At 56.4% G+C, this 19,363-nt stretch carries 17 protein-coding genes; 7 read left to right on the top strand and 10 right to left on the bottom strand.

Annotation, left to right across the window (positions count from 1 at the left end; all coding sequences use genetic code 11):
• The first annotated feature begins 120 nt into the window (after window positions 1–120).
• The 3 genes from smc to ligA are packed head-to-tail and all read left to right on the top strand — an operon-like array spanning window position 121 to window position 6,797.
• Window positions 121–3,645, top strand: a complete 3,525-nt coding sequence (smc, locus tag AB7E06_RS14395; protein WP_094197340.1) for a chromosome segregation protein SMC — start codon at window positions 121–123, stop codon at window positions 3,643–3,645.
• A 45-nt stretch (window positions 3,646–3,690) separates the two neighbouring features.
• Entirely contained in the window at window positions 3,691–4,713 is a 1,023-nt protein-coding gene (locus tag AB7E06_RS14390; RefSeq protein ID WP_094197339.1) for a cell division protein ZipA C-terminal FtsZ-binding domain-containing protein, read from the top strand.
• Window positions 4,710–6,797: an NAD-dependent DNA ligase LigA gene (ligA, locus tag AB7E06_RS14385; protein WP_094197338.1), complete on the top strand. Its 2,088-nt coding sequence runs from the start codon at window positions 4,710–4,712 to the stop codon at window positions 6,795–6,797. The genes AB7E06_RS14390 and ligA overlap by 4 nt, the downstream gene beginning before the upstream one ends.
• Window positions 6,798–7,097: 300 nt before the next feature.
• On the opposite strand, the gene AB7E06_RS14380 is transcribed toward ligA, so the two are convergent.
• Genes AB7E06_RS14380 through msrB form a run of 4 tightly spaced genes read right to left on the bottom strand, consistent with a single transcriptional unit; the run spans window position 7,098 to window position 9,112 of the window.
• Window positions 7,098–7,874, bottom strand: a complete 777-nt coding sequence (locus tag AB7E06_RS14380; protein WP_094197337.1) for a peptidylprolyl isomerase — start codon at window positions 7,872–7,874, stop codon at window positions 7,098–7,100.
• 8 nt (window positions 7,875–7,882) lie between these two features.
• Window positions 7,883–8,146: a BolA family protein gene (locus tag AB7E06_RS14375; protein WP_094197336.1), complete on the bottom strand. Its 264-nt coding sequence runs from the start codon at window positions 8,144–8,146 to the stop codon at window positions 7,883–7,885.
• Window positions 8,147–8,153: 7 nt separating this feature from the next.
• Window positions 8,154–8,720 (bottom strand): septation protein A, encoded by a 567-nt coding sequence (locus AB7E06_RS14370; RefSeq protein WP_009456639.1) that lies wholly within the window; start codon window positions 8,718–8,720, stop codon window positions 8,154–8,156.
• A complete protein-coding gene (msrB, locus tag AB7E06_RS14365; protein ID WP_094197335.1) occupies window positions 8,717–9,112 on the bottom strand; it encodes a peptide-methionine (R)-S-oxide reductase MsrB in 396 nt (131 codons plus the stop codon). The genes AB7E06_RS14370 and msrB overlap by 4 nt, the downstream gene beginning before the upstream one ends.
• A 328-nt stretch (window positions 9,113–9,440) precedes the next feature.
• On the opposite strand from msrB, the gene AB7E06_RS14360 reads away from it, so the two are divergent.
• The 4 genes from AB7E06_RS14360 (at window position 9,441) to AB7E06_RS14345 (ending at window position 14,403) form a co-directional block, all read left to right on the top strand.
• Entirely contained in the window at window positions 9,441–10,610 is a 1,170-nt protein-coding gene (locus AB7E06_RS14360) for an ABC transporter substrate-binding protein (RefSeq protein WP_094197334.1), read from the top strand.
• Window positions 10,611–10,748: 138 nt separating this feature from the next.
• Complete coding sequence (locus AB7E06_RS14355; protein WP_094197333.1) at window positions 10,749–11,786, top strand: branched-chain amino acid ABC transporter permease; 1,038 nt, start codon at window positions 10,749–10,751, stop codon at window positions 11,784–11,786.
• A gap of 5 nt (window positions 11,787–11,791) precedes the next feature.
• Complete coding sequence (locus tag AB7E06_RS14350) at window positions 11,792–13,624, top strand: ABC transporter permease subunit (protein ID WP_094197332.1); 1,833 nt, start codon at window positions 11,792–11,794, stop codon at window positions 13,622–13,624.
• Window positions 13,621–14,403 (top strand): ABC transporter ATP-binding protein, encoded by a 783-nt coding sequence (locus tag AB7E06_RS14345; RefSeq protein ID WP_094197331.1) that lies wholly within the window; start codon window positions 13,621–13,623, stop codon window positions 14,401–14,403. Before AB7E06_RS14350 ends, AB7E06_RS14345 begins: the two co-directional genes overlap by 4 nt.
• Here the strand turns inward: AB7E06_RS14345 and AB7E06_RS14340 are convergent.
• The 6 genes from AB7E06_RS14340 to fdxA all read right to left on the bottom strand — a co-directional run bounded on the left by AB7E06_RS14340 (window position 14,400) and on the right by fdxA (window position 19,313).
• On the bottom strand, window positions 14,400–15,041 hold the full coding sequence (locus tag AB7E06_RS14340; RefSeq protein WP_094197330.1) for an OmpW/AlkL family protein: 642 nt from the start codon (window positions 15,039–15,041) through the stop codon (window positions 14,400–14,402). The two genes, AB7E06_RS14345 and AB7E06_RS14340, sit on opposite strands and share 4 nt — an antisense overlap.
• 223 nt (window positions 15,042–15,264) lie before the next feature.
• A complete protein-coding gene (locus tag AB7E06_RS14335) occupies window positions 15,265–15,978 on the bottom strand; it encodes an ABC transporter ATP-binding protein (protein WP_094197329.1) in 714 nt (237 codons plus the stop codon).
• 244 nt (window positions 15,979–16,222) lie between these two features.
• Window positions 16,223–16,861 carry an endonuclease III gene (nth, locus tag AB7E06_RS14330; RefSeq protein ID WP_108727760.1) on the bottom strand — a complete coding sequence of 213 codons (639 nt, stop codon included), beginning with the start codon at window positions 16,859–16,861 and terminating at the stop codon, window positions 16,223–16,225.
• Entirely contained in the window at window positions 16,858–17,499 is a 642-nt protein-coding gene (locus AB7E06_RS14325; protein ID WP_094197327.1) for an RnfABCDGE type electron transport complex subunit B, read from the bottom strand. The genes nth and AB7E06_RS14325 overlap by 4 nt, the downstream gene beginning before the upstream one ends.
• Window positions 17,500–17,551: 52 nt before the next feature.
• Complete coding sequence (locus AB7E06_RS14320; protein WP_094197326.1) at window positions 17,552–18,775, bottom strand: polyhydroxyalkanoate depolymerase; 1,224 nt, start codon at window positions 18,773–18,775, stop codon at window positions 17,552–17,554.
• Window positions 18,776–18,989: 214 nt separating this feature from the next.
• On the bottom strand, window positions 18,990–19,313 hold the full coding sequence (gene fdxA / locus AB7E06_RS14315; RefSeq protein ID WP_026483116.1) for a ferredoxin FdxA: 324 nt from the start codon (window positions 19,311–19,313) through the stop codon (window positions 18,990–18,992).
• Between the last annotated feature and the right edge of the window lie 50 nt (window positions 19,314–19,363).

Raw genomic sequence — 19,363 nt, 5'->3', positions numbered from 1 at the left:
TTAGCTGTCTTTGCGGTGGGTGGCAGGTGCTGCGGTATCATACGACTCGCGGTGCCAGGCAGATCAAAATGGCGCCGTGTGCCTGTTCAAATTGGTCTTTTCTGAGCTGACTTCTACCCTGTGCGTCTAACCCAGATCAAACTCGCTGGTTTCAAATCTTTTGTGGACCCGACCTCCATCCCAACTCCCAGTCAGTTGGTGGGTGTTGTCGGGCCCAATGGCTGTGGGAAATCGAACATCATCGATGCGGTGCGTTGGGTGCTGGGCGAGAGCAAAGCCTCCGAGTTGCGTGGCGAGTCCATGCAGGACGTTATTTTCAACGGTTCATCGCAACGTAAACCGGCTGGCCGTGCGTCGGTTGAACTGGTTTTTGATAATTCCGAAGGGCGGGCCTCAGGCCAGTGGAGCACCTATGCCGAGATCTCGGTACGGCGTGTCCTGAGTCGGGACGGGACAAGCAGCTACTTTCTGAACAATCAGGCCGTTCGTCGGCGTGACATTCACGACATCTTTTTAGGTACGGGCCTGGGGGCGCGTGGTTACGCCATCATCGGGCAGGGCATGATTAACCGCCTGATTGAAGCCAAGCCCGAAGAGCTGCGCGTATTTCTGGAAGAGGCGGCGGGCGTGTCGCGCTACAAGGAACGTCGTCGCGAAACCGAGAGTCGCCTGCGCGACACCCGCGAAAACCTGCTGCGGGTAGAAGACATCCAAAGAGAACTGGATGCGCAACTGGAGAAATTGCAGGCGCAGGCCGAAGTGGCGCGCCAGTATCGTGATTTGCAGCAAGATGGCGAGCTCAAGCAAAATCTGCTGTGGCTGCTCAAAGAGTCCAATGCGCAGGGCGATCAGAAAGCCCGTTTCCTGGCAATTGAGCAAGCCCAGACCAAGCTGGAAGAATCTATTGCAGGTTTGCGGCATACCGAGTCTGCGTTGGAGTCTCAGCGACAGGCGCATTTGCAGGCTGGGGACGCTTTACATCAAGCGCAAAGCCAGTTGTATGAGGCCGGCTCCCAAGTGTCTAGCCTGGAGGCGGAAATTCGCCACGTGCTCGATTCGCGCAGCCGCATGGCGCAGCGTCGCGAGCAACTGGAGCAACAACAGCACGACTGGGTCGAGCAACAAGAACATTGTCAGCAGGAGCTGGAAAACAGCGAACAGCAGCGTGAAGAAGCGGCGGTAAAGCTGGAGGAGTTACAGATTCAGCTAGAAGAGGCGCAAGGAGCCTTGCCCGATCTGGAGCGGCGTGTACGCGAACAGGCCCAGCGTCGGGACGAAATGCGCATGGCTTTGGCGCGTCTGGAGCAGAATCTGGCCTTGGCTGCGCAATCGCAGCGCGATGCTGACCGCCAGATCCAAGGCGTGGAGCAGCGTCAGGAGCGTTTGAAGCAGGAACTGCGCGAACTCAATGCCCCGGACCCGGACAATCTGGAACGTCTGCAAGGCGATCTGAACATGCTGCAAAATCAGTTGCAGCAAGCTCAGGAGCATATGCAGCATCTGGAAGCCCAGCTTCCTCGATTGGAACAAGAGCGCAAAGAAGCGCAGGAACAAGCTGTGCAAGGCGGGCAGGACATGGCCCGTCTGGAAGCGCGTCATCTGGCCTTGAGCCGTTTGCAGGAAGACGTGGCCCGCAAGGGGACTCTGGAACCCTGGCTGGCCAAGCACGGGCTGGAGAGCATGAAACGTCTTTGGCAAAGCCTGGACGTGGAGAAGGGCTGGGAAACCGCGCTGGAAGCCGTGCTGCGTGAGCGCATGACGGCTTTGGAGCTGCGTCGCCTGGATATGGCGGCTGCGTTCGCCAGCGATGCGCCACCTGCTCGTTTAAGTTTTTACCAGTTGCCCGAAGCGGGGGCGCCTGCCAAGCCCGCGCTGGATTTGCCCTTGCTGACCTCGGTGCTGCGACAGCAGGAAGGCGGTTTGCGCAGCTTGCTGGATAACTGGTTGCACCAGGTTTATGTCTGCCAGGATTTGAAGCAGGCCCTGAGCCTGCGCGAGCAACTGACGGATCAAATGGCCATTGTGGTGCGTGGCGGTCATTTGGTGGATAAGCACAGCATTCGCTTTTATGCACCGGACTCCGAGCAAGCCGGGATGCTGGCTCGTCAGCAGGAAATTGCGCATCTCGAGCGAGAGCTGCGTGGCGCTCAATTGATTGTGGACGAGCTGGGCCATACCAGCACCCAGGCCGAAATGGCCTTGCAGCAAGTGCGTAATGGTCTGGTTCCGGCCCGAGCCCGCGTGGGCGAGCTGACCGCTCGTATGCACGATGTGCAATTGGAACACTCCAAGCTGGCTCAGCAAGCGCAGCAATCGCAAGAGCGCGGTGGTCGTATCAACGAGGAACTGGAAGAACTGGCGGTGCAGCGCGAAGAGCTGCAAGCGAACCGCGAGGAGTTCGAGGCCCGCTTTGAAACGCTGGACGAAGAGTTGGCCGAGCATCAGGGGGTATTTGCCGAAGCGCAGATGGAAGGCGAGAAGGGCGCCGAGCAGGCTGAGCAGGCTCGGCGCACAGTCCACGAGCGCGAACGTGCTGTGCACGATGCCCAGTTTGCCGAACGTGCCTTAGTGCAACGTATGGCCGAACTGGAGCGCAATCTGGCCTTGGCGCAGGAGCAGGCACAACGCACTGCCGGCCAGTTGGAAGGTTTGCAAGGCGAACTGCTGGATCTGGATGCCTCGGCCGCACAAGCCGGTTTGCAGGATGCGCTGGAATTGCGTGCCGAACGCGAGGAAGCAGTACGCTTGGCAAAAATCCAGCTCGATACACTGGCAGCCCAATTGCGCGAGCATGAACAGGCCCGTGCCGAGCATGAAAAGAATCTGGGACCTTTGCGCGAGCAAGTCACTGAATTGCAGTTGCAGGAACAAGCGTCGCGTCTGGCGGTCGAACAGTTTGCTGAACAGTTGGACAGCAGAAAGGTAAACCGTTCCGAACTGTGGAGCTTGTTACAGGAAAAGACACCGGAATGGCAGCGCGTGGGTTGGTTGCAGTCTGAAGTGCAGCGTATCTCGCGCCAGATTGAAGGCTTGGGTCCGGTGAACCTGGCGGCCCTTGAAGAGCTGACTACAGCGCAAGAACGCAAGACTTATCTGGATGCCCAGCATAAGGATTTGAGTGATGCCATCGAGACCCTGGAAGATGCAATTCGCAAGATTGACCGCGAGACGCGCCAGTTGCTCATGGAAACATTCAACATCGTTAATCAGCACTTTGGTGAGCTTTTCCCAAGGCTATTTGGTGGTGGAGAGGCTAAACTGACGATGGTGGGCGATGAAGTGCTGGAAGCCGGGGTGCAAGTCATGGCTCAACCACCAGGTAAACGCAATAGCACGATTCATTTGCTCTCTGGTGGTGAAAAGGCCTTGACCGCGACAGCGTTGGTTTTTGCCTTTTTCAAACTGAATCCTGCCCCCTTTTGTTTGCTGGACGAGGTGGATGCGCCATTGGATGATGCAAATACCGAACGCTATGCCAATCTGGTGGCCAGCATGAGTGAACAAACCCAGTTTTTGTTTATTTCTCACAATAAAATTGCCATGCAGATGGCTAAACAACTGATCGGTGTCACCATGCAAGAGCAAGGTGTGTCCCGAATTGTGGCAGTGGACGTAGACGCTGCCATGCAAATGAGCAGTGTGTAAGCCTGTTTTTTTTAATCCGCTAGTGTTGATTCGACGGAACTGACAATGAGTGATTTGCAAATCGCACTGATTTTATTGGGCATTTTGCTCATCTTGCTCGTGGTGGTCTTTAACTGGTGGCAAGACCGCCGAGTGCGCCAGCAGATGCAAAGCCAATTCCCGGATGGGGATACGGATCCTTTGATGAGCCAGCTCACCGAGCTGGAACGTCGCGAGCCCAGCATAACGCGTGGCGGGGATGCTGCGGCTGCTGGCAGCGAGCACGATGCCGCTGAGGCCGATTGCACCACCGAGGCCGTCATTGACATCAGTTTCAGCCAGCCAGTGGACGCCCAGGATTTGGCTCAGGCCTTGCAGTCCATCTCGCGTACGGGCGCCAAGCCCGTGCGTTACTTTGCCGAGTGCGAAGGGGGCGGTCATCGTGCTCGTTTGCGTTCGGGCGAGTCCTACGCCAGCATGCAAATTGCCGTTTTGCTGGCCAATCGCAGCGGTCCCTTGTCAGCCATTGAGTGGTCGCAGGTCTGGATGGCCGCGCAAGCGTTGGCGCAACAATTTGATGGCTCGGTAGAAGGTCCTGAACAGGACGATGTGTTGCGTCGTGCAACTGCCCTGGACAATACCTGCGCCGATCTGGACGCGTTGGTGGGGGTGTCGGTGCGTTTGCCCGGCCCTATGCCGGCTTCTTCCGTGATTCAGATGGTCAAGGACGCCGGTTTTTTACCCTTTGGTCAGCAACTGGCCTGGCTGGCCGATTCGGGCCAGCCCCGTTTTACCGCCATGTTCGACGGCGCCCAACCCAGGGATATTCAGTCGGCCAGCATTGAGCGTATTGACTTGTTGCTGGACTTACCCAACAGCCCGGCGGACGATCATGCCTTTAGCCGTATGGCAACGGTGGCCCGTGATCTGGCCAGCCGTCTGGACGGCGTGGTGTTGGATGACCAAGGTCGCCCCTTGCCCGAGAGCACCGATCAAAACATTGATGAGCAACTAAGCAATCTGTACGAACGCCTGGAGCAAGCTGGCTTTACGGCAGGCCAGGAACGTACAGGCAGGATTTTTTCGTGAGTTTGAAGCGAGTACAGCAGTTACATGAAGAACTGGCCCAGCATAACTGGGCCTATTACGTTCAGGATGCACCCAGCATTTCGGACGCGCAATACGACGCATTGATGAACGAGCTGCTGGCGCTGGAAGCCGAGCACCCGGAATGGATTACCCCGGACTCTCCTACGCAACGCGTGGGCGCAGCACCTTTGGACGGCTTTGACACTGTTGAGCATGCCGTTCCCATGTTGTCTTTGGGTAATGCCTTTGATGATGCGGAGGTGCAGGCTTTTGACAAGCGCGTCGCCGATACCTTGGTCGAGGCCGGTGTGGTGGGTTTAGACCGCCGGGTAGATTATCTGGCCGAATACAAGTTTGACGGCTTGGCGATCAGCCTGCGTTATGAACAAGGTCTGTTGGTACAAGCATCGACTCGCGGTGATGGCACCACGGGTGAGGACGTCACCAGCAATATTCGCACCATTAAATCCATTCCTCTGCGCTTGCGCGGCGATGCGGCGCAATTGCCCGCCGTGCTGGAGGTGCGGGGCGAGGTCTTGATGAATCGGGCGGACTTTGAGCGCCTGAACGAGAACCAGACCAAGCGTGGCGAAAAAGTATTTGTGAATCCGCGTAATGCGGCCGCAGGCAGCTTGCGCCAGTTGGATCCGAAAATCACTGCTAAACGGCCTTTGCGCTTTTTTGCCTATGGCTGGGGGGAAGTCAGCCCTATGCCTGCCGTGACTCAGCCGCAACATGCCTTGTTTGCCGAACCCGTAGGCGATGCGCTGCCCCGTGATACCCAATCGGGCATGATGGACTGGCTGGAAAGCCTGGGTATGCCCTTGAGCCGCGACCGAAAAGTCGTCAAGGGCGTGCAGGGCCTGCTGGATTTTTATACCGAGACGCAAGAGCGCCGTACCGGTTTGCCCTTTGAAATTGACGGTGTGGTGTACAAAGTCAATTCTTTGGCCGCGCAGCGTGTCCTGGGCTATGTGGCACGTGCGCCACGCTTTGCTGTCGCTCACAAATTCCCCGCGCAGGAAGAAATAACGCGTGTGGAGAACATCGAGTTTCAAGTGGGTCGCACCGGTGTTGTCACGCCAGTCGCACGTTTGAAACCGGTCTTTGTGGGTGGCGTTACAGTGACCAATGCCACGCTGCATAACGAAGACGAGGTACGTCGCAAAGATGTGCGCGCAGGCGATACCGTGGTTGTTCGTCGTGCCGGAGATGTGATTCCGGAAGTTGTTGCCGTGGTGCTAGAGCAGCGCCCTGAAGGCAGTCTGCCCTTCGAGATGGTCAAGGAGTGCCCGGCGTGTCATTCGGCGCTGGAGCGTCTGGACGGTGAGTCCGCCTGGCGCTGTACCGGTGGCTTGATTTGCCCCGCCCAGCGCAAGCAAACGCTGATTCACGCGGCCAGCCGTAAAGCCCTGGATATTGAAGGTCTGGGTGAAAAGCTGGTGGACCAGTTGGTGGAAACCGGACTGGTCCATACCTTGGCCGATATTTTCAAGCTGAAGGTAGAGAAGTTGGTGCTGCTGGAGCGGATGGGACGCAAGTCCGCCGAGAACCTGATCGAGGCGATCAACAAGGTGCGTGAGCCAGCCTTGAATCGTCTGATCTATGCCTTGGGTATCCGCCATGTTGGCGAGACTACGGCACGCGATCTGGCACAGCATTTTGGCTCCTTGCAGGCCTTGGAGCAGGCTGATGAAGAGGCGCTGCTGCAAGTTAACGAAGTGGGCCCGGTTGTCGCGGCTTCCGTACGGCACTTTTTTCAGGAACCTCATAATCGTGAAGCCCTGGATGATTTGCTGGCCGCTGGGGTGACACCTCAACAGGCACAAGCCCGTGCCAATAGCGCTAATCTGCCGCTGGCGGGCAAAACGGTTGTCATCACGGGAACCTTGCCCAGCATGAGCCGTGACGAGGCTACGCGCCGCGTATTAGAGGCGGGCGGCAAGGCCAGTGGCTCAGTCTCCAAAAAGACCGCCTATGTGCTAGCGGGAGCTGAGGCCGGTTCCAAGCTGACCAAGGCACAAGAATTAGGCGTGACTATTTTGGACGAAGCCCAGTTTCTGGCTTTATTGGCGGGTGAGTAAGGCGCTGGTGTATGAAGGTCAGTGTCTGGCGAGCATGAGGAGCGGAGTGCTCTTGTCTGAAGCCAGCGGTCCAGCAGAGTCTTATTCCTGTTATTGTCTGCGGGAGAACAAGCGTAGAGTTGCTGGCGCTTTACCTCTTGTTTCAAGCCCGAGGTGAATTGACCGAGGGGTTATCCTTGGCCTTGGTTCCGAAAGAGGCATGATCCGACTTCATGAGCAATAAATATGGCGCCTCAAGGGCGCCATATTTGTTTTCCTGCCAGCCGTTTTATCGGAAAGACAAAGCGGCCGTCAAAGCCGTTACTTGATGTTGGCTTCTTTCAGGATTTTCTGCTGGTACTCGGCCAGCTTGCGCTGACGCATCATCTCTTCCAGTTGAGGCTTGACTTCAGCCATGGCCGGGAAGGTCACAGGACGAGCATCGTCTACCTGAATGATGTGCCAGCCAAACTGGGACTGTACAGGTGCTGCGCTCAGTTCGCCTTTTTTCATTTTCTCTACCGCCTGAGCGAACTCCGGTACGTAGGTGGAGCTAGGCGCCCAGCCCAGATCGCCGCCTTGCTGGCCGCTACCGGTGTCGATGGAGTCTTTCTTGGCGGCATCCGCAAAGCTGACTTTCTTGGACTTGATCTTTGCCAACAGGTCTTTGGCAGCCGCTTCGTCCTTGACCAGGATGTGGCGCACCTTGTATTCCTGCTGACCTTCTTCCATCGCCTTGATGGTGTTGTATTCCTTGGTCAGATCGGCTTCGGTAACAGGGTTCTTTTTCAGGTAATCGGCCATCAAGGCACGGACCAGAATGCTCTGGCGAGCCAGTTCCAGCTCTTGTTGAACCTGGTTGGTCTTGTCGATACCGGCTTTTTCAGCGGCTTGCACCACGGCCAGACGGTTGACCATTTCCTGTTTGACTTGCTCACGCAGCTCGGGCGAGTCCTTGGCGCCTTGCTCGACCAGAACGGCGACGAACTGATCCAGGTCTTTTTGCGTGAGGTTTTTGCCATTTACGGTGGCAATCGTCTGTGCATAGACCGGAGCAGCCATAGCGCAGGTCAAGGCAAATGCGGCAATACGTTTCATGAGCATCCTTAAGCAGTAGTTTTGGCTTGAATAGCCAATGCGTGAATCGGGAAAGGCATTAGATCGTGGACGCGATCATACACAAGTCTGTGTCGTGCCAGTGTTGAAATTCCATCAAATTGTTTCGAGGCGATGATCACCCGAAAGTGGCTTGCGCCCCCTTGAGCACCGGCGTGGCCGGCATGCAGATGGGATTCATTAATGATGTCCAGTTCAGAGGGGTCCAGAGCCTGGAGCCGTTCGTGAATCAGGGAAGCGAGTGCGTCTGTCATGGTGAAATCAAGATTTTGGGGGAGTGGAGTTGTCGGACGAGTCTTGCAGGTAGCGGCCCAGCCACAAGGATTGGGCAACGACAAACACCAGCATCAAACCCAGCAGACCAAAGGCTTTGAAGTTGACCCATTGGGACTCGGTAAAGTGGCCCGAGAAGGCAACGTACAAATTCACCAGGCCCATGGCGACAAAGAAGCTGGCCCAGACCAGGTTTAATTTGTCCCAAACATGGCCGGGCAATACCAGATGGGTGCCCATGAATTTTTGCATCAGGTTGCGATGCATCAGATAGCGTCCGCCCAGCAGCACCAGCGCAAAGATCCAATACAGCACGGTCGGTTTCCAGCGGATGAAGACATCGTTGTGGAAAAACAAGGTGGCACCGCCAAAGACCACAATGACGGCCAGATTGATCCAGTGCGAGGTCTCGATTGCCTTGCTGGTGAGTTTTAACCAGAGTATCTGCAATACCGAGGCGGCCATGGCCACGCCGGTTGCGACATAGATGTCGGAGAAACGAAACGCCAGAAAAAACAGAACGAGCGGGAACAGATCAAATAAAAGCTTCTTCATGCGTCAGGTTCAAAGGTCATGGACAGGGAGTTAATGCAATATCGTAGCCCAGTGGGTGGGGGGCCGTCTTCAAAGACGTGGCCCAAATGAGCATCGCAGACATTGCACAGCACTTCGGTGCGCCGCATGCCGTGGCTGGTATCCAGTTCCTCGCGCACATTGTCCGGGTTCAGGGGAGTGAAGTAGCTGGGCCAGCCGCAACCGGCATCAAACTTGGTGTCAGAAGCAAACAGGGGCGTGCCGCAGCCAACACAGCGGTAAATGCCGGGCGTGGTGGTGTCCCAGTAACGGCCGGTAAAGGCACGTTCCGTCCCTTTCTGACGCGTGACATAGAATTCTTCGGGGCTGAGTTGGGCGCGCCACTCGGCTTCGGTTTTACGTACTTTTTCCACGTGTGCTGCCTTATGAAAAACAGATCAATGCCTACAAGAGGCGCAGTCCTACATAGTAATCGACAATTAGAGTGCGTTTGGAACAGAGGGTTCCAAAGTGCAGCCTGTCCTGACTGCCCAGTCAAGAAAATAGCGGTACAGGGCACTTACTTAGTGAGCTATCACTTTAGTTAGTGCACTATTTAAACTTTTAATATTTAAGGTAAACACCAATATCTGAAATTCGTGTGACTTGATACGTTTCTGGTATCTGCTGGTGATTATCTGTATTACGATTTTTTGACCGTGAAATCGGTCCACAACAACGAACAAATATTGGGAGAAAAGGATGAACTGCATTACTACTGGTCGTCTGACGACATTGGCTGCAGCCCTGGCTTTGAGTCTGCCCGTCGCCGTGTCTGCGCAGATCAAAGTGGGTGTGACGGTGGCAGCGACAGGACCGGCGGCCTCGCTGGGCATTCCTGAACGCAATACCGTCAGCCTGTTGCCTACTGAGGTGGCCGGCCAGAAAATCGAGTACATCGTTCTGGACGATGCCACCGATACCACGGTGGCCGTACGCAATATGCGCAAGCTGATTACGGACGACAAAGTGGACGTGGTGATCGGTACGTCCGTGACTCCCGGCTCCCTGGCGATGGTGGACGTTGCTGGTGAAACCAAGACTCCCATGATCAGCGTGGCTGCCAACGCCAAGATTGTTGAGCCTGTCGAAGGCGCTCGTACCTGGGTCTTCAAAACTCCCCAGAATGACCAGTTGATGGCCGGTGCCTTGGCAGAGGCCATGGTCAAGCAAAACGTCAAAACCCTGGGCTTTATTGGTTACAACGACGCCTACGGTGATGGCTGGCTGAACGTGATTACTGAAGCGGCTCAAGCCAAGGGCATTAAAGTGCTGGGTGCCGAGCGCTATGGCCGCAACGATACCAGTGTGACCGGTCAGGTTCTCAAGCTGCTGGGCACCAAACCCGACGCCATTTTGATCGCCGGTTCCGGCACTCCAGTTGCCTTGCCTCAGCGTGAACTGAAAGGCCGTGGCTTTGCAGGCATCATTTACCAGACACACGGTGCCGCCAACAGCGACGTGCTGCGTGTATGTGGCAAGGACTGTAACGATATGATCTTGCCAGCCGGTCCTTTGCTGGTCGCCGAACAACTGCCTGACAGCAGCACGGTGAAAAAGACGGCTATGGAGTACAAGGAAAAATACGAAGCCAAATATGGTGCTGGCTCCATCAACACCTTTGGTGGGCATATGTGGGATGCCGGTCTGCTCGTGACCGAAGCCATTCCAGAGGCCCTGAAATCTGGTGCCAAGCCAGGTACCCCCGAGTTCCGCGCAGCCTTGCGTGATGCTCTGGAGCAAACCAAGGAACTGGCCGCTTCCCAAGGCGTGTTCAATATGTCTGCAACAGATCATGCCGGTCTGGATAAGCGGGCCCACGTGATTGTGAAAGTGGTCGACGGTAAATGGACGTATCAGCCTGATCTGTAATATCTGACAGGCAAAAACCGGCTCCCAAGCCGGTTTTTTCCAAGGCGGGTGCCTGAGGATCCTGGCGCCCGTTCCCGCTACAGGCCTGCGTTTGCCGTAAGCCCTTTGCCCTTTTTGTTGTACAGGATGTTGTCCGACATGGATACCACCATCGCTTTGATTTTGTTGCAGGATGGCATATTGAATGGCGCCATCTATGCTTTGCTCGGGCTCGCCCTGGTTCTGGTTTTCCTGGTTACCCGCGTCATCTTTATTCCACAAGGTGAGTTCGTCACCTTTGGCGCCTTGACCTTGGCTTTCGTGGTCAATGGCCGCATGCCGGGAACCGTTATTTTGTTATTGATCGCCGGTGCTCTGGTGTTCTTGCTGGAGTTGCTCTCTGCCTTGCGCAGTCGCAGCCTGACAGGCATGCCACGCAAGTTTCTGGTCAATATCGTGATTCCTGTCGCGGTTTACTTTGCCGCCCCTGCCATTGTCAGCTCGCAGTTGCCCTTGTGGGTGGCCGTATTGTTCTCGCTGGCGGTTGTGATCCCGCTGGGTCCCATGGTGTATCGCCTGGTGTACCAGCCGATTGCCGAAGCCAGCGTGCTGGTGCTGCTGATTACTTCGGTAGCCGTGCACTTTGCGCTGACCGGTTTGGGTCTGGTGTTCTTCGGTCCGGAAGGCTGGCGCACGCCTCCTTTCATGGAGGGCGAAGTGTCCCTGGGCGCAGTAAGCTGGTCGGCCCAAACCTTTTTTGTGATGGGCGCTTGCGTGTTGCTGATTCTGGCCTTGTGGGGCTTTTTCGGTAAGACCCTGTATGGTCGCGCTTTGCGTGCAACGGCGGTGAACCGTCGTGGTGCCCGTCTGGTGGGTATCAGCACCAATATGTCCGGCTCTCTGACTTTCACGCTGGCTGCAGCCATTGGTGCCTTGTCCGGCATGCTGATCGCTCCTGTGACGACCATCTACTACGACACCGGCTTTTTGATCGGTCTTAAAGGTTTTGTGGCGGCGATTTTTGGCGGTTTGATCAGTTACCCCGTCACCTTGTTGGGCGCTTTGTTCCTGGGTGTTCTGGAGGCGTTTTCCTCTTTCTGGGCTAGTGCCTACAAAGAAGTTATTGTATTTACCATGGTGATACCGGTGTTGTTGTGGCGCTCCTTCGGTAGCAAGCACGTGGATGATGAGGAGTAAATCACATGAGACACTTGCTGACGCTACTGTTTATTGCGGTTCTGTTGGTTTTGCCGCAGTTGGGCGCAACGCCCGAATTCTGGATTACCCAGCTTAACTATATTGGCTTGACCAGCCTGGTTGTTCTGGGCCTGGTGCTGTTGACCGGCGTGGGTGGTTTGACTTCGTTTGGTCAGGCCGCGTTTGTGGGTCTGGGTGCCTACACCACGGCCTATCTGACGGCTCGTCTGGGTTGGTCGCCCTGGTTCAATCTGCTGATTGGCATGGCTATCACCATGATGGTGGCCTACATTCTGGGGGCGATCACACTGCGCTTGTCCGGCCACTTCCTGCCCCTGTGTACCTTGGCTTGGGGGCTGGCCTTGTACTACCTGTTCGGCAACCTGGAGTTCCTGGGTCAGTACGACGGTATTTCCGGTATTGCTCCTTTGGAGTTCTTCGGTATTTCCCTGTCCTCGGGCCGGGATATTTACTACCTGATCTGGGCGTTCGCCTTGCTGGCGATGTGGGGTACGCGCAACCTGCTGAACTCCCGTCCCGGACGTGCCATTCGTGCTCTGAAGCATGGCAGCGGCATGGCCGAATCCTTTGGCGTGAACATGGCCAATTACAAGGTCATTGTGTTCGTTTACGCTGCCTTGCTGGCTTGCGTATCCGGTTGGCTCTATGCGCACTACCAGCGCGCGGTATCACCCAGTCCTTTCGGCTTGAACTACGGTATTGAATACTTGTTCATGGCTGTGCTGGGCGGGGCAGGCAGTGTTTGGGGTGCTGTTTTGGGTTCGGCTCTCGTGCTGAGCCTGAAAGATCAATTGCAGAACTGGCTGCCCAAGCTGCTCAATACCGACATCAACTTCGAGCTGATCGTTTTCGGTATTTTGATGGTGCTGATTCTGCAATACGCTCGCGACGGTCTGTGGCCCATTTTGCACAAGGCTTGGGAACAGGTTTTCGGTGCGCAGAAGCGCAATCAGGCGGCTCCTCCGCAAGCCGAGGCTCTGCCTCAGCGTGAGCGTCCCCAGGCCGGCTCGCTGGTTCTGGAAGTGAACAAGATCCGCAAGGAGTTCGGTGGTCTGGTCGCCGTGAATGACATCAGCTTCACCTTGAATGCGGGTCAGATCATGGGCCTGATCGGTCCTAACGGCGCGGGCAAGAGCACAACCTTTAACCTGATTACCGGCGTGCTGTCGGCCACCAGCGGCCAGGTCAGCTTCCTGGGGCAGCGGATTGATGGCAAGCCTGCACGCGAGATTTCTCGTCTGGGCGTAGGCCGTACCTTCCAGCACGTGCAACTGCTGCCTACCATGACGGTTCTGGAAAACGTGGCATTGGGCGCTCACTTGCGTCGCAATGTCGGTGTGGTGTCCGCCGTTCTGCATACTGAGCGCCGTAGCGAAGCCGAGCTTTTGCACGAAGCGGCTGTTCAGCTGCAGCGCGTGGGCCTGGGTGATTACCTGTACGAAGAGGCGGGCAATCTGGCCCTGGGCCAACAGCGTATTTTGGAAATTGCCCGTGCCCTGGCTTCCGATCCGCTGCTCTTGCTGCTGGACGAGCCGGCTGCTGGCTTGCGCTACAAGGAAAAGCAGGAACTGGCCAAAGTGCTGGATCAGCTGCGTAGCGAAGGCATGAGCATTTTGCTGGTTGAGCATGACATGGACTTTGTCATGAATTTGACGGACAAGCTGGTTGTCATGGATTTTGGCACCAAGCTGGCCGAAGGTTTGCCCAAGGAGATTCAGGAAAATCCAGCGGTGCTGGAAGCCTACCTGGGTGGTATTGATGACGACCTGGATCTGGATCAGGTCAATGAGCCCGCCTCGGCAGGAGCAGCGCTATGAGTTCGGCACAATCGAAAGACATTATCCTGAAAGTAGACAATCTGGCGGCTCAGTACGGCAAAGTCACGGCCGTGACGGGAGCCAGTCTGGACGTTCGGGCAGGCAGCATTGTGACGGTGATCGGCGCCAATGGTGCAGGTAAGTCCACCTTGCTGAACTCTATGATGGGCTCTTTGCCTAGCGTGGGCCGCAGCACAGGCTCGGTGCAGTATGAAGGGCAGGAGATCAGTCATTGGGAAGTGGAGCGTCGCGTGGCGGCTGGTATTTCCCTGGTGCCGGAACGCCGCGAGCTGTTTGGCAGCATGACGGTGGAAGACAATCTTCTGCTGGGCGGCTTTCGCCTGTATCGCGCCCGTCATCCCGGCTGGCGCGACACCATGGACAAGGTTTACACCTTGTTTCCACGTTTGAAAGAGCGCCGTACTCAGCTGGCAGGGACTTTGTCAGGCGGGGAGCGGCAGATGCTGGCCGTAGGCCGTGCCTTGATGGCGCAACCCAAAGTGCTGATGCTGGATGAACCCAGCCTGGGCCTGGCGCCGCGTGTGGTGCGGGAGATCTTTATGATCATCGCCCGACTGCGCAGTACCGGCGTGGCCATCTTGCTGGTCGAGCAAAATGCTCGTGCCGCTTTGCAAGTGGCTGACTACGGTTATGTACTGGAGACGGGCGATGTGGTGCTGCAAGGGCCCGCGTCTGACCTGGCTCATAATCCCCGAGTGATAGAAAGCTATCTGGGCTTGGGGCAGGGCAAACGCGAGCAGGAAGAAGCGAGCGCTTAGAAGCGGTAGCCGACCCCGATGGTGGCAACCACGGGGTCCAGCTTGGCCTTACCAATGGACTGACCGTTCAGTTTCACGTCTGGACGGATGCTGATGTAGCGTACATCGGCGTTCAGGAACCAGTTCTTGTCCAGCTTGTAATCCACACCGACCTGGGCTGCAAAACCCCAGCTGTTTTTCAGTTTCAGGTCGGAGCCCGCCAGCGCACCGCGCGATTCGGTGTCAAAGAACATGGTGTAGTTCACGCCCACGCCCACATAGGGCTGGAAGTCGCTGTCAGGCAGGAAGTGGTATTGCAGGCTCAGGGTTGGGGGCAAGTGCTTGGTTTTGCCGATACGGCCCAGATTGCTGTCAATATTGTGCTGGAAGGGGAAAGCGCCCAGCAGTTCAATACCAATATTGCGGGTGGCCATATAGGTCAGCGAGAAGCTGGGGCGGGCATTATTGCCTACGTCCAGCTTGACGGTGCCGTCAGCCACAGAGCCGTTATTGGATTTTGGGGATACCCAGGTCACGCCACCTTTGAGCAAGAAATCACCCGCTTCGTGTGTTTGGCCTTGAGGCGCGTACAAAACAGCGGCCAGTCCTACCGCGAGCAAGGACAGGTGCAGACCGGGAAACAAGTGGCGGGCTTTCATAATGACTCCGTAGGGGGGTGTAAAGCCTACAGAGTGAATGAGGGCTGGGTTTGCAGATTTGATCCAAAGCAAGCTTCAGGGGTAGTTGACCGCCTGACCTTGTTGTAGATCAAGTAAGTAGAATTCATACGGGGCCAAATTCACCCCTATGTGTGTTTTTTGCATCACCTGGTAACGAGCTGGAAAAGAGAAAGGCGGGCGTGGGAGAGCTCGGATGATGGGCTCACACCCCCAGGAGTGCGTGCAGGGCGTCGTACTTATGGCTTAATTCGCTGCGGCTGAATCGCTCGATAATTTGCCCTTGTTCCAAGACATGAAACTGATCGCTGAATTCTGCCGAGAACTGTGGGCATTGCTCGGCCAGCACAATGGTGTAGCCTTCGTGGCGTAAGGTGCAGATCAGCTTGCCAAGTGCCTGGGCCTGTACCGGAGCCAGTCCCTCGGACACCTTGTCCAGCAGCAGTAGATTCACACCTGTGCGCAGCAAGCGCGCAATGGCCAGTATTTTTTGTTCGCCGGTAGACAGATGGGTGGCCATATGGTGGCGACGTTGCTCCAGGCTGGGTAACAGCTCATAGATCTGCACCAGTGACATTCCACCACCCAGGGCAGTCCCTATAGCGGGCGGCAGCAAGAGGTTTTCCTCACAGCTCAGACCGGTGAAGATGCTCTGTTCGTAAGGGCTGTAGCCCACTCCCAGATCTGCCAACTGGTGTTGGCTCAGGTGTATGGTTTCGGTGCCTTGAATACGGATGGAGCCTCGGCGGCTATCGGTTAATCCCGCGATGGCGCGTAACATGGCGCTGCGGCCGGCCCGACTTCGGCTCAGTACAGTGCAGATCTCGCCCGCAGCAACCTGCAAACTCAATCCGCGCAAGAGCGGAAACTCTCGTTGGCAGGCGTACAGATTCTCAATATCCAGGGCAGCCCGTGTCATGAGAATGCTCCTTGTCGTAAGGCGTCAATATGGGCCTGTACGTTGGCTGGTCGGCTCAGGATTCCGTTACGTGTCCTTCGCCGCTGATTGTGGTGATTCCATCACCAGCGAACTTTAGGCAGGGTTCTTCATGTGTTTCAGTATGGAAGCGCCAACGAAGCAAAACCATGCGGGTTTGTCATAGGAGAGATCGGTTTAATGCACTGTTTGGTAAACAAATGTTGTTAAACCAGGCATGTGTTACTTAAGTGTTAACGGTTTTCGGCTTGAAGTCACACAAGTCCGAGATACCACACTGGGGACACTTGGGTTTGCGGGCCACGCAAATGTAGCGGCCATGCAAAATCAGCCAGTGGTGGGCGTCCAGTAAAAAAGGCTTGGGAATCACTTTTTCCAGCTTCTTTTCCACTTCGACCACGTTTTTTCCTGGCGCAATGCCGGTGCGGTTGGCAACGCGAAAAATATGGGTATCCACGGCAATGGTGGGCAGGCCAAAAGCGGTATTCAAGACCACGTTGGCGGTTTTGCGTCCTACGCCAGGAAGAGCCTCCAGTGCTGCGCGGTCACAGGGAACCTGGCCTTGATGCTGCTCCAGCAAAATCCGACAGGTCTTGATGACGTTGGCGGCTTTGGTCTTGTACAGGCCAATGGTCTTGATGGCTTCACGCAGCCCTTCTTCACCCATAGCCAGAATCCCTTGCGGTGTGCCGTGTTCGGGAAAAAAGCGGGCAGTAGCCAGGTTCACGGAGCGATCAGTGGCCTGGGCCGACAGAATCACCGCAATCAGCAGTTGAAAGGTGTCGGCGTATTCCAGTTCGGTGGTGGGCTTGGGGTTGGCGGCCTGAAAACGGCTGAAAATCTCGTGGCGCTTGGCAGCGTTCATGGCGTAGTTTCGCTTGCAGTCTTGCCGGCGCGTCGCGCACGGGCGCGGGCCAGAGCAGAGGCAATGGAGGCCTCTCGTTTATCGGCCTGATCGGCCGAGTTGGCCAGGACGGGTTTATTAGCCAGCGTACGGGCAGCCAGATCCGAGCTTTCCTGGTGTCGGGCCAGCAGGCGGTCGCGGCGTCGTTCCGTGTCCAGGCGAGCCTGTATGGCCTGTTCGCTGCTCCATTCATCCGTAGGGATCATGCTGATGCAGTCTACTGGACAGGGCGGCACACATAGCTCACAGCCGGTACAGCGGTCAGCCAGTACGGTGTGCATCAATTTGTTGGCACCGATAATGGCGTCCACCGGACAGGCCTGAATACAGAGCGTGCAACCAATGCAGTGCTCTTCAATAATGACTGCGCGGCTGGGGCCGGTGAATTCCCCACAGGAAGGGTCCAGGGGCAGGGCTTCACGACCCAGCAGCTCGGCCAGGGCCTGCACGCCTTCCTGGCCGCCGGGCGGGCAGCGGTTGATCGCCTCGCCTTCAAGCGCAATGGCTTGGGCATAGGGCAAACAGGCATCGTAACCACAGCGGGTGCACTGGGTTTGAGGGAGCAGGGCGTCAATGCGCCGTATTAAGGTGTTGGACATGAATGCAAAAACGGGGCCGTCTGGCCCCGTCAGAAACGGCCTTAGCCAAATATCAGTTGTGCTGACGGATGAAGTCCCTGATTTTAGGACAGATCAGCGTGCGCCAGCGGCTTCCGGAGAAAATCCCGTAATGACCACAGTTGGGCGCGGTGAATTGTTGCTTGAGTTCAGGCGCGATTTTCGAACATAGCCCCTGAGCCGAATGAGTCTGGCCCTGGCCGGAAATATCGTCCAATTCGCCTTCAATAGTAAACAAGGCCACGCCATCGATATCCTGGGGACGGACTTGTTCGCCATGCACGTGCCATTGGCCTTTGGGCAGACGGTGCTCCTGGAACACAATGCGGATCGTGTCCAGGTAGAACTCGGCGGGCATGTCCAGCACGGCGTTGTATTCGTCGTAGAAACGGCGGTGGGCTTGTGCATCGTCATCGTCACCTTTGATCAGGTGCTGATAAAAGTCGTAGTGTGAGCTGACGTGACGATCCGGATTCATGGCGACAAAACCGGCGTGCTGCAAAAAGCCGGGGTACACACGGCGGTGAGCACCAGGGTATTTGGTGGGCACCCGGTGAATCAGATTGTTTTCGAACCAGGAATAGGACTTGGTGGTGGCCAGACGATTCACCTCGGTGGGTGACTGACGCGTGTCGATAGGCCCACCCATCATGATCATGCTGCGTGGCATCACGGCCGAGCGACGGCTTGCCATTAAGGAGACGGCAGCCAAGACCGGCACCGTGGGCTGACAAACCGACATGACGTGCACTTTCGGGCCCAGTGCCTGGATGAATTCCTGCACATACAGGACGTAATCGTCCAGATGGAAGGGGCCGGCTGAACGAGGCACCATGCGGGCATCAATCCAGTCAGTAACATAAACCGAGTGATCGGGCAGCAGCGCGCGTACGGTTTCGCGCAGCAAGGTGGCGTGGTGGCCGGACAGAGGCGCGACCAGCAGGATCGTGGGGTCCTGATCCGCTTTGGGATGATCGCGCTTGAAGTGGATCAGCCTACAGAACGGTTTGCTCAGGTGCTCGACCTCCTGCACGGCGACGGTTTGGCCGTCGATCTGGGTTTCGTCCAGCCCCCAGGCTGGTTTTTCGTAATCCTTGCCGATACGGTGTACCAGTTCAGAGGCCGCCGCCAGTTGGCGCGACAGGGGCGTATAGGCCAGTGGACTGTAGGGGTTGGAAAACCATTGAGAGCCGGTGCCGGTAAAGGCGGCGAGCGGAGCCAGAAAGGACCGCTGAAGTTCGTGCAGATCGTAAAGCATAGTGTGCGCCTTGGTGTTGCCTAATTTGATACAGAGGAATGTATATGCTTATTTCCTTGTGGGAAACAATACGACGTTTATCGTTCCTCTGGCCTTGGTATTTTCCCTTGCTGCGGTGCGGCAGGTTTTTTTATCAAAAGGCGAGATTGGGCGCAAGAGTGGCTGGATACAAACGCAGCCACCGAGTCGGGTCTATATAGAGCGAGCGACGTGCTTAGCGTTCCAGATACTGTAGTTTGTTCTCCACACCGTTCCAGTCGTCCGCATCTTCCAGCGGTTTTTTGGAGCGGTTGATGCTGCCAAAAACAGGCGTCAATTCAGCGTTCAGTTCGATGAAGTGCACCTGATCTTGGGGCACGTCCTCTTCGGCAAAAATGGCATTGGCCGGGCATTCGGGAATACAGACGGCGCAGTCAATGCACTCGTCCGGGTCAATCACCAGAAAGTTCGGGCCTTCACGAAAACAGTCGACGGGGCACACGTCCACACAATCGGTGAATTTGCACTTGATACAGTTTTCGGTGACGACGTGGGTCATTTCAGTAACACTCCTGCGGTATCGCTAAGGCGGTTGATCACGGCAAAAGG

Source organism: Alcaligenes sp. (genome assembly GCF_050255915.1).
Lineage (GTDB): Bacteria > Pseudomonadota > Gammaproteobacteria > Burkholderiales > Burkholderiaceae_B > Alcaligenes > Alcaligenes aquatilis.
This window is presented reverse-complemented; position numbering and strand designations above follow the sequence as displayed.

What these genes read in the sequence shown, in the direction of transcription:
- AB7E06_RS14350 (WP_094197332.1), top strand. Translation starts at nt 11,792, where the DNA reads ATGAGACACTTGCTGACGCTACTGTTTATTGCGGTTCTGTTGGTTTTG.
- nth (WP_108727760.1), bottom strand. Translation starts at nt 16,861, where the DNA reads ATGAACGCTGCCAAGCGCCACGAGATTTTCAGCCGTTTTCAGGCCGCC.
- AB7E06_RS14360 (WP_094197334.1), top strand. Translation starts at nt 9,441, where the DNA reads ATGAACTGCATTACTACTGGTCGTCTGACGACATTGGCTGCAGCCCTG.
- AB7E06_RS14390 (WP_094197339.1), top strand. Translation starts at nt 3,691, where the DNA reads ATGAGTGATTTGCAAATCGCACTGATTTTATTGGGCATTTTGCTCATC.
- AB7E06_RS14380 (WP_094197337.1), bottom strand. Translation starts at nt 7,874, where the DNA reads ATGAAACGTATTGCCGCATTTGCCTTGACCTGCGCTATGGCTGCTCCG.
- fdxA (WP_026483116.1), bottom strand. Translation starts at nt 19,313, where the DNA reads ATGACCCACGTCGTCACCGAAAACTGTATCAAGTGCAAATTCACCGAT.
- AB7E06_RS14320 (WP_094197326.1), bottom strand. Translation starts at nt 18,775, where the DNA reads ATGCTTTACGATCTGCACGAACTTCAGCGGTCCTTTCTGGCTCCGCTC.
- AB7E06_RS14340 (WP_094197330.1), bottom strand. Translation starts at nt 15,041, where the DNA reads ATGAAAGCCCGCCACTTGTTTCCCGGTCTGCACCTGTCCTTGCTCGCG.
- AB7E06_RS14325 (WP_094197327.1), bottom strand. Translation starts at nt 17,499, where the DNA reads ATGTCCAACACCTTAATACGGCGCATTGACGCCCTGCTCCCTCAAACC.
- AB7E06_RS14370 (WP_009456639.1), bottom strand. Translation starts at nt 8,720, where the DNA reads ATGAAGAAGCTTTTATTTGATCTGTTCCCGCTCGTTCTGTTTTTTCTG.
- AB7E06_RS14335 (WP_094197329.1), bottom strand. Translation starts at nt 15,978, where the DNA reads ATGACACGGGCTGCCCTGGATATTGAGAATCTGTACGCCTGCCAACGA.
- AB7E06_RS14345 (WP_094197331.1), top strand. Translation starts at nt 13,621, where the DNA reads ATGAGTTCGGCACAATCGAAAGACATTATCCTGAAAGTAGACAATCTG.
- AB7E06_RS14355 (WP_094197333.1), top strand. Translation starts at nt 10,749, where the DNA reads ATGGATACCACCATCGCTTTGATTTTGTTGCAGGATGGCATATTGAAT.
- AB7E06_RS14375 (WP_094197336.1), bottom strand. Translation starts at nt 8,146, where the DNA reads ATGACAGACGCACTCGCTTCCCTGATTCACGAACGGCTCCAGGCTCTG.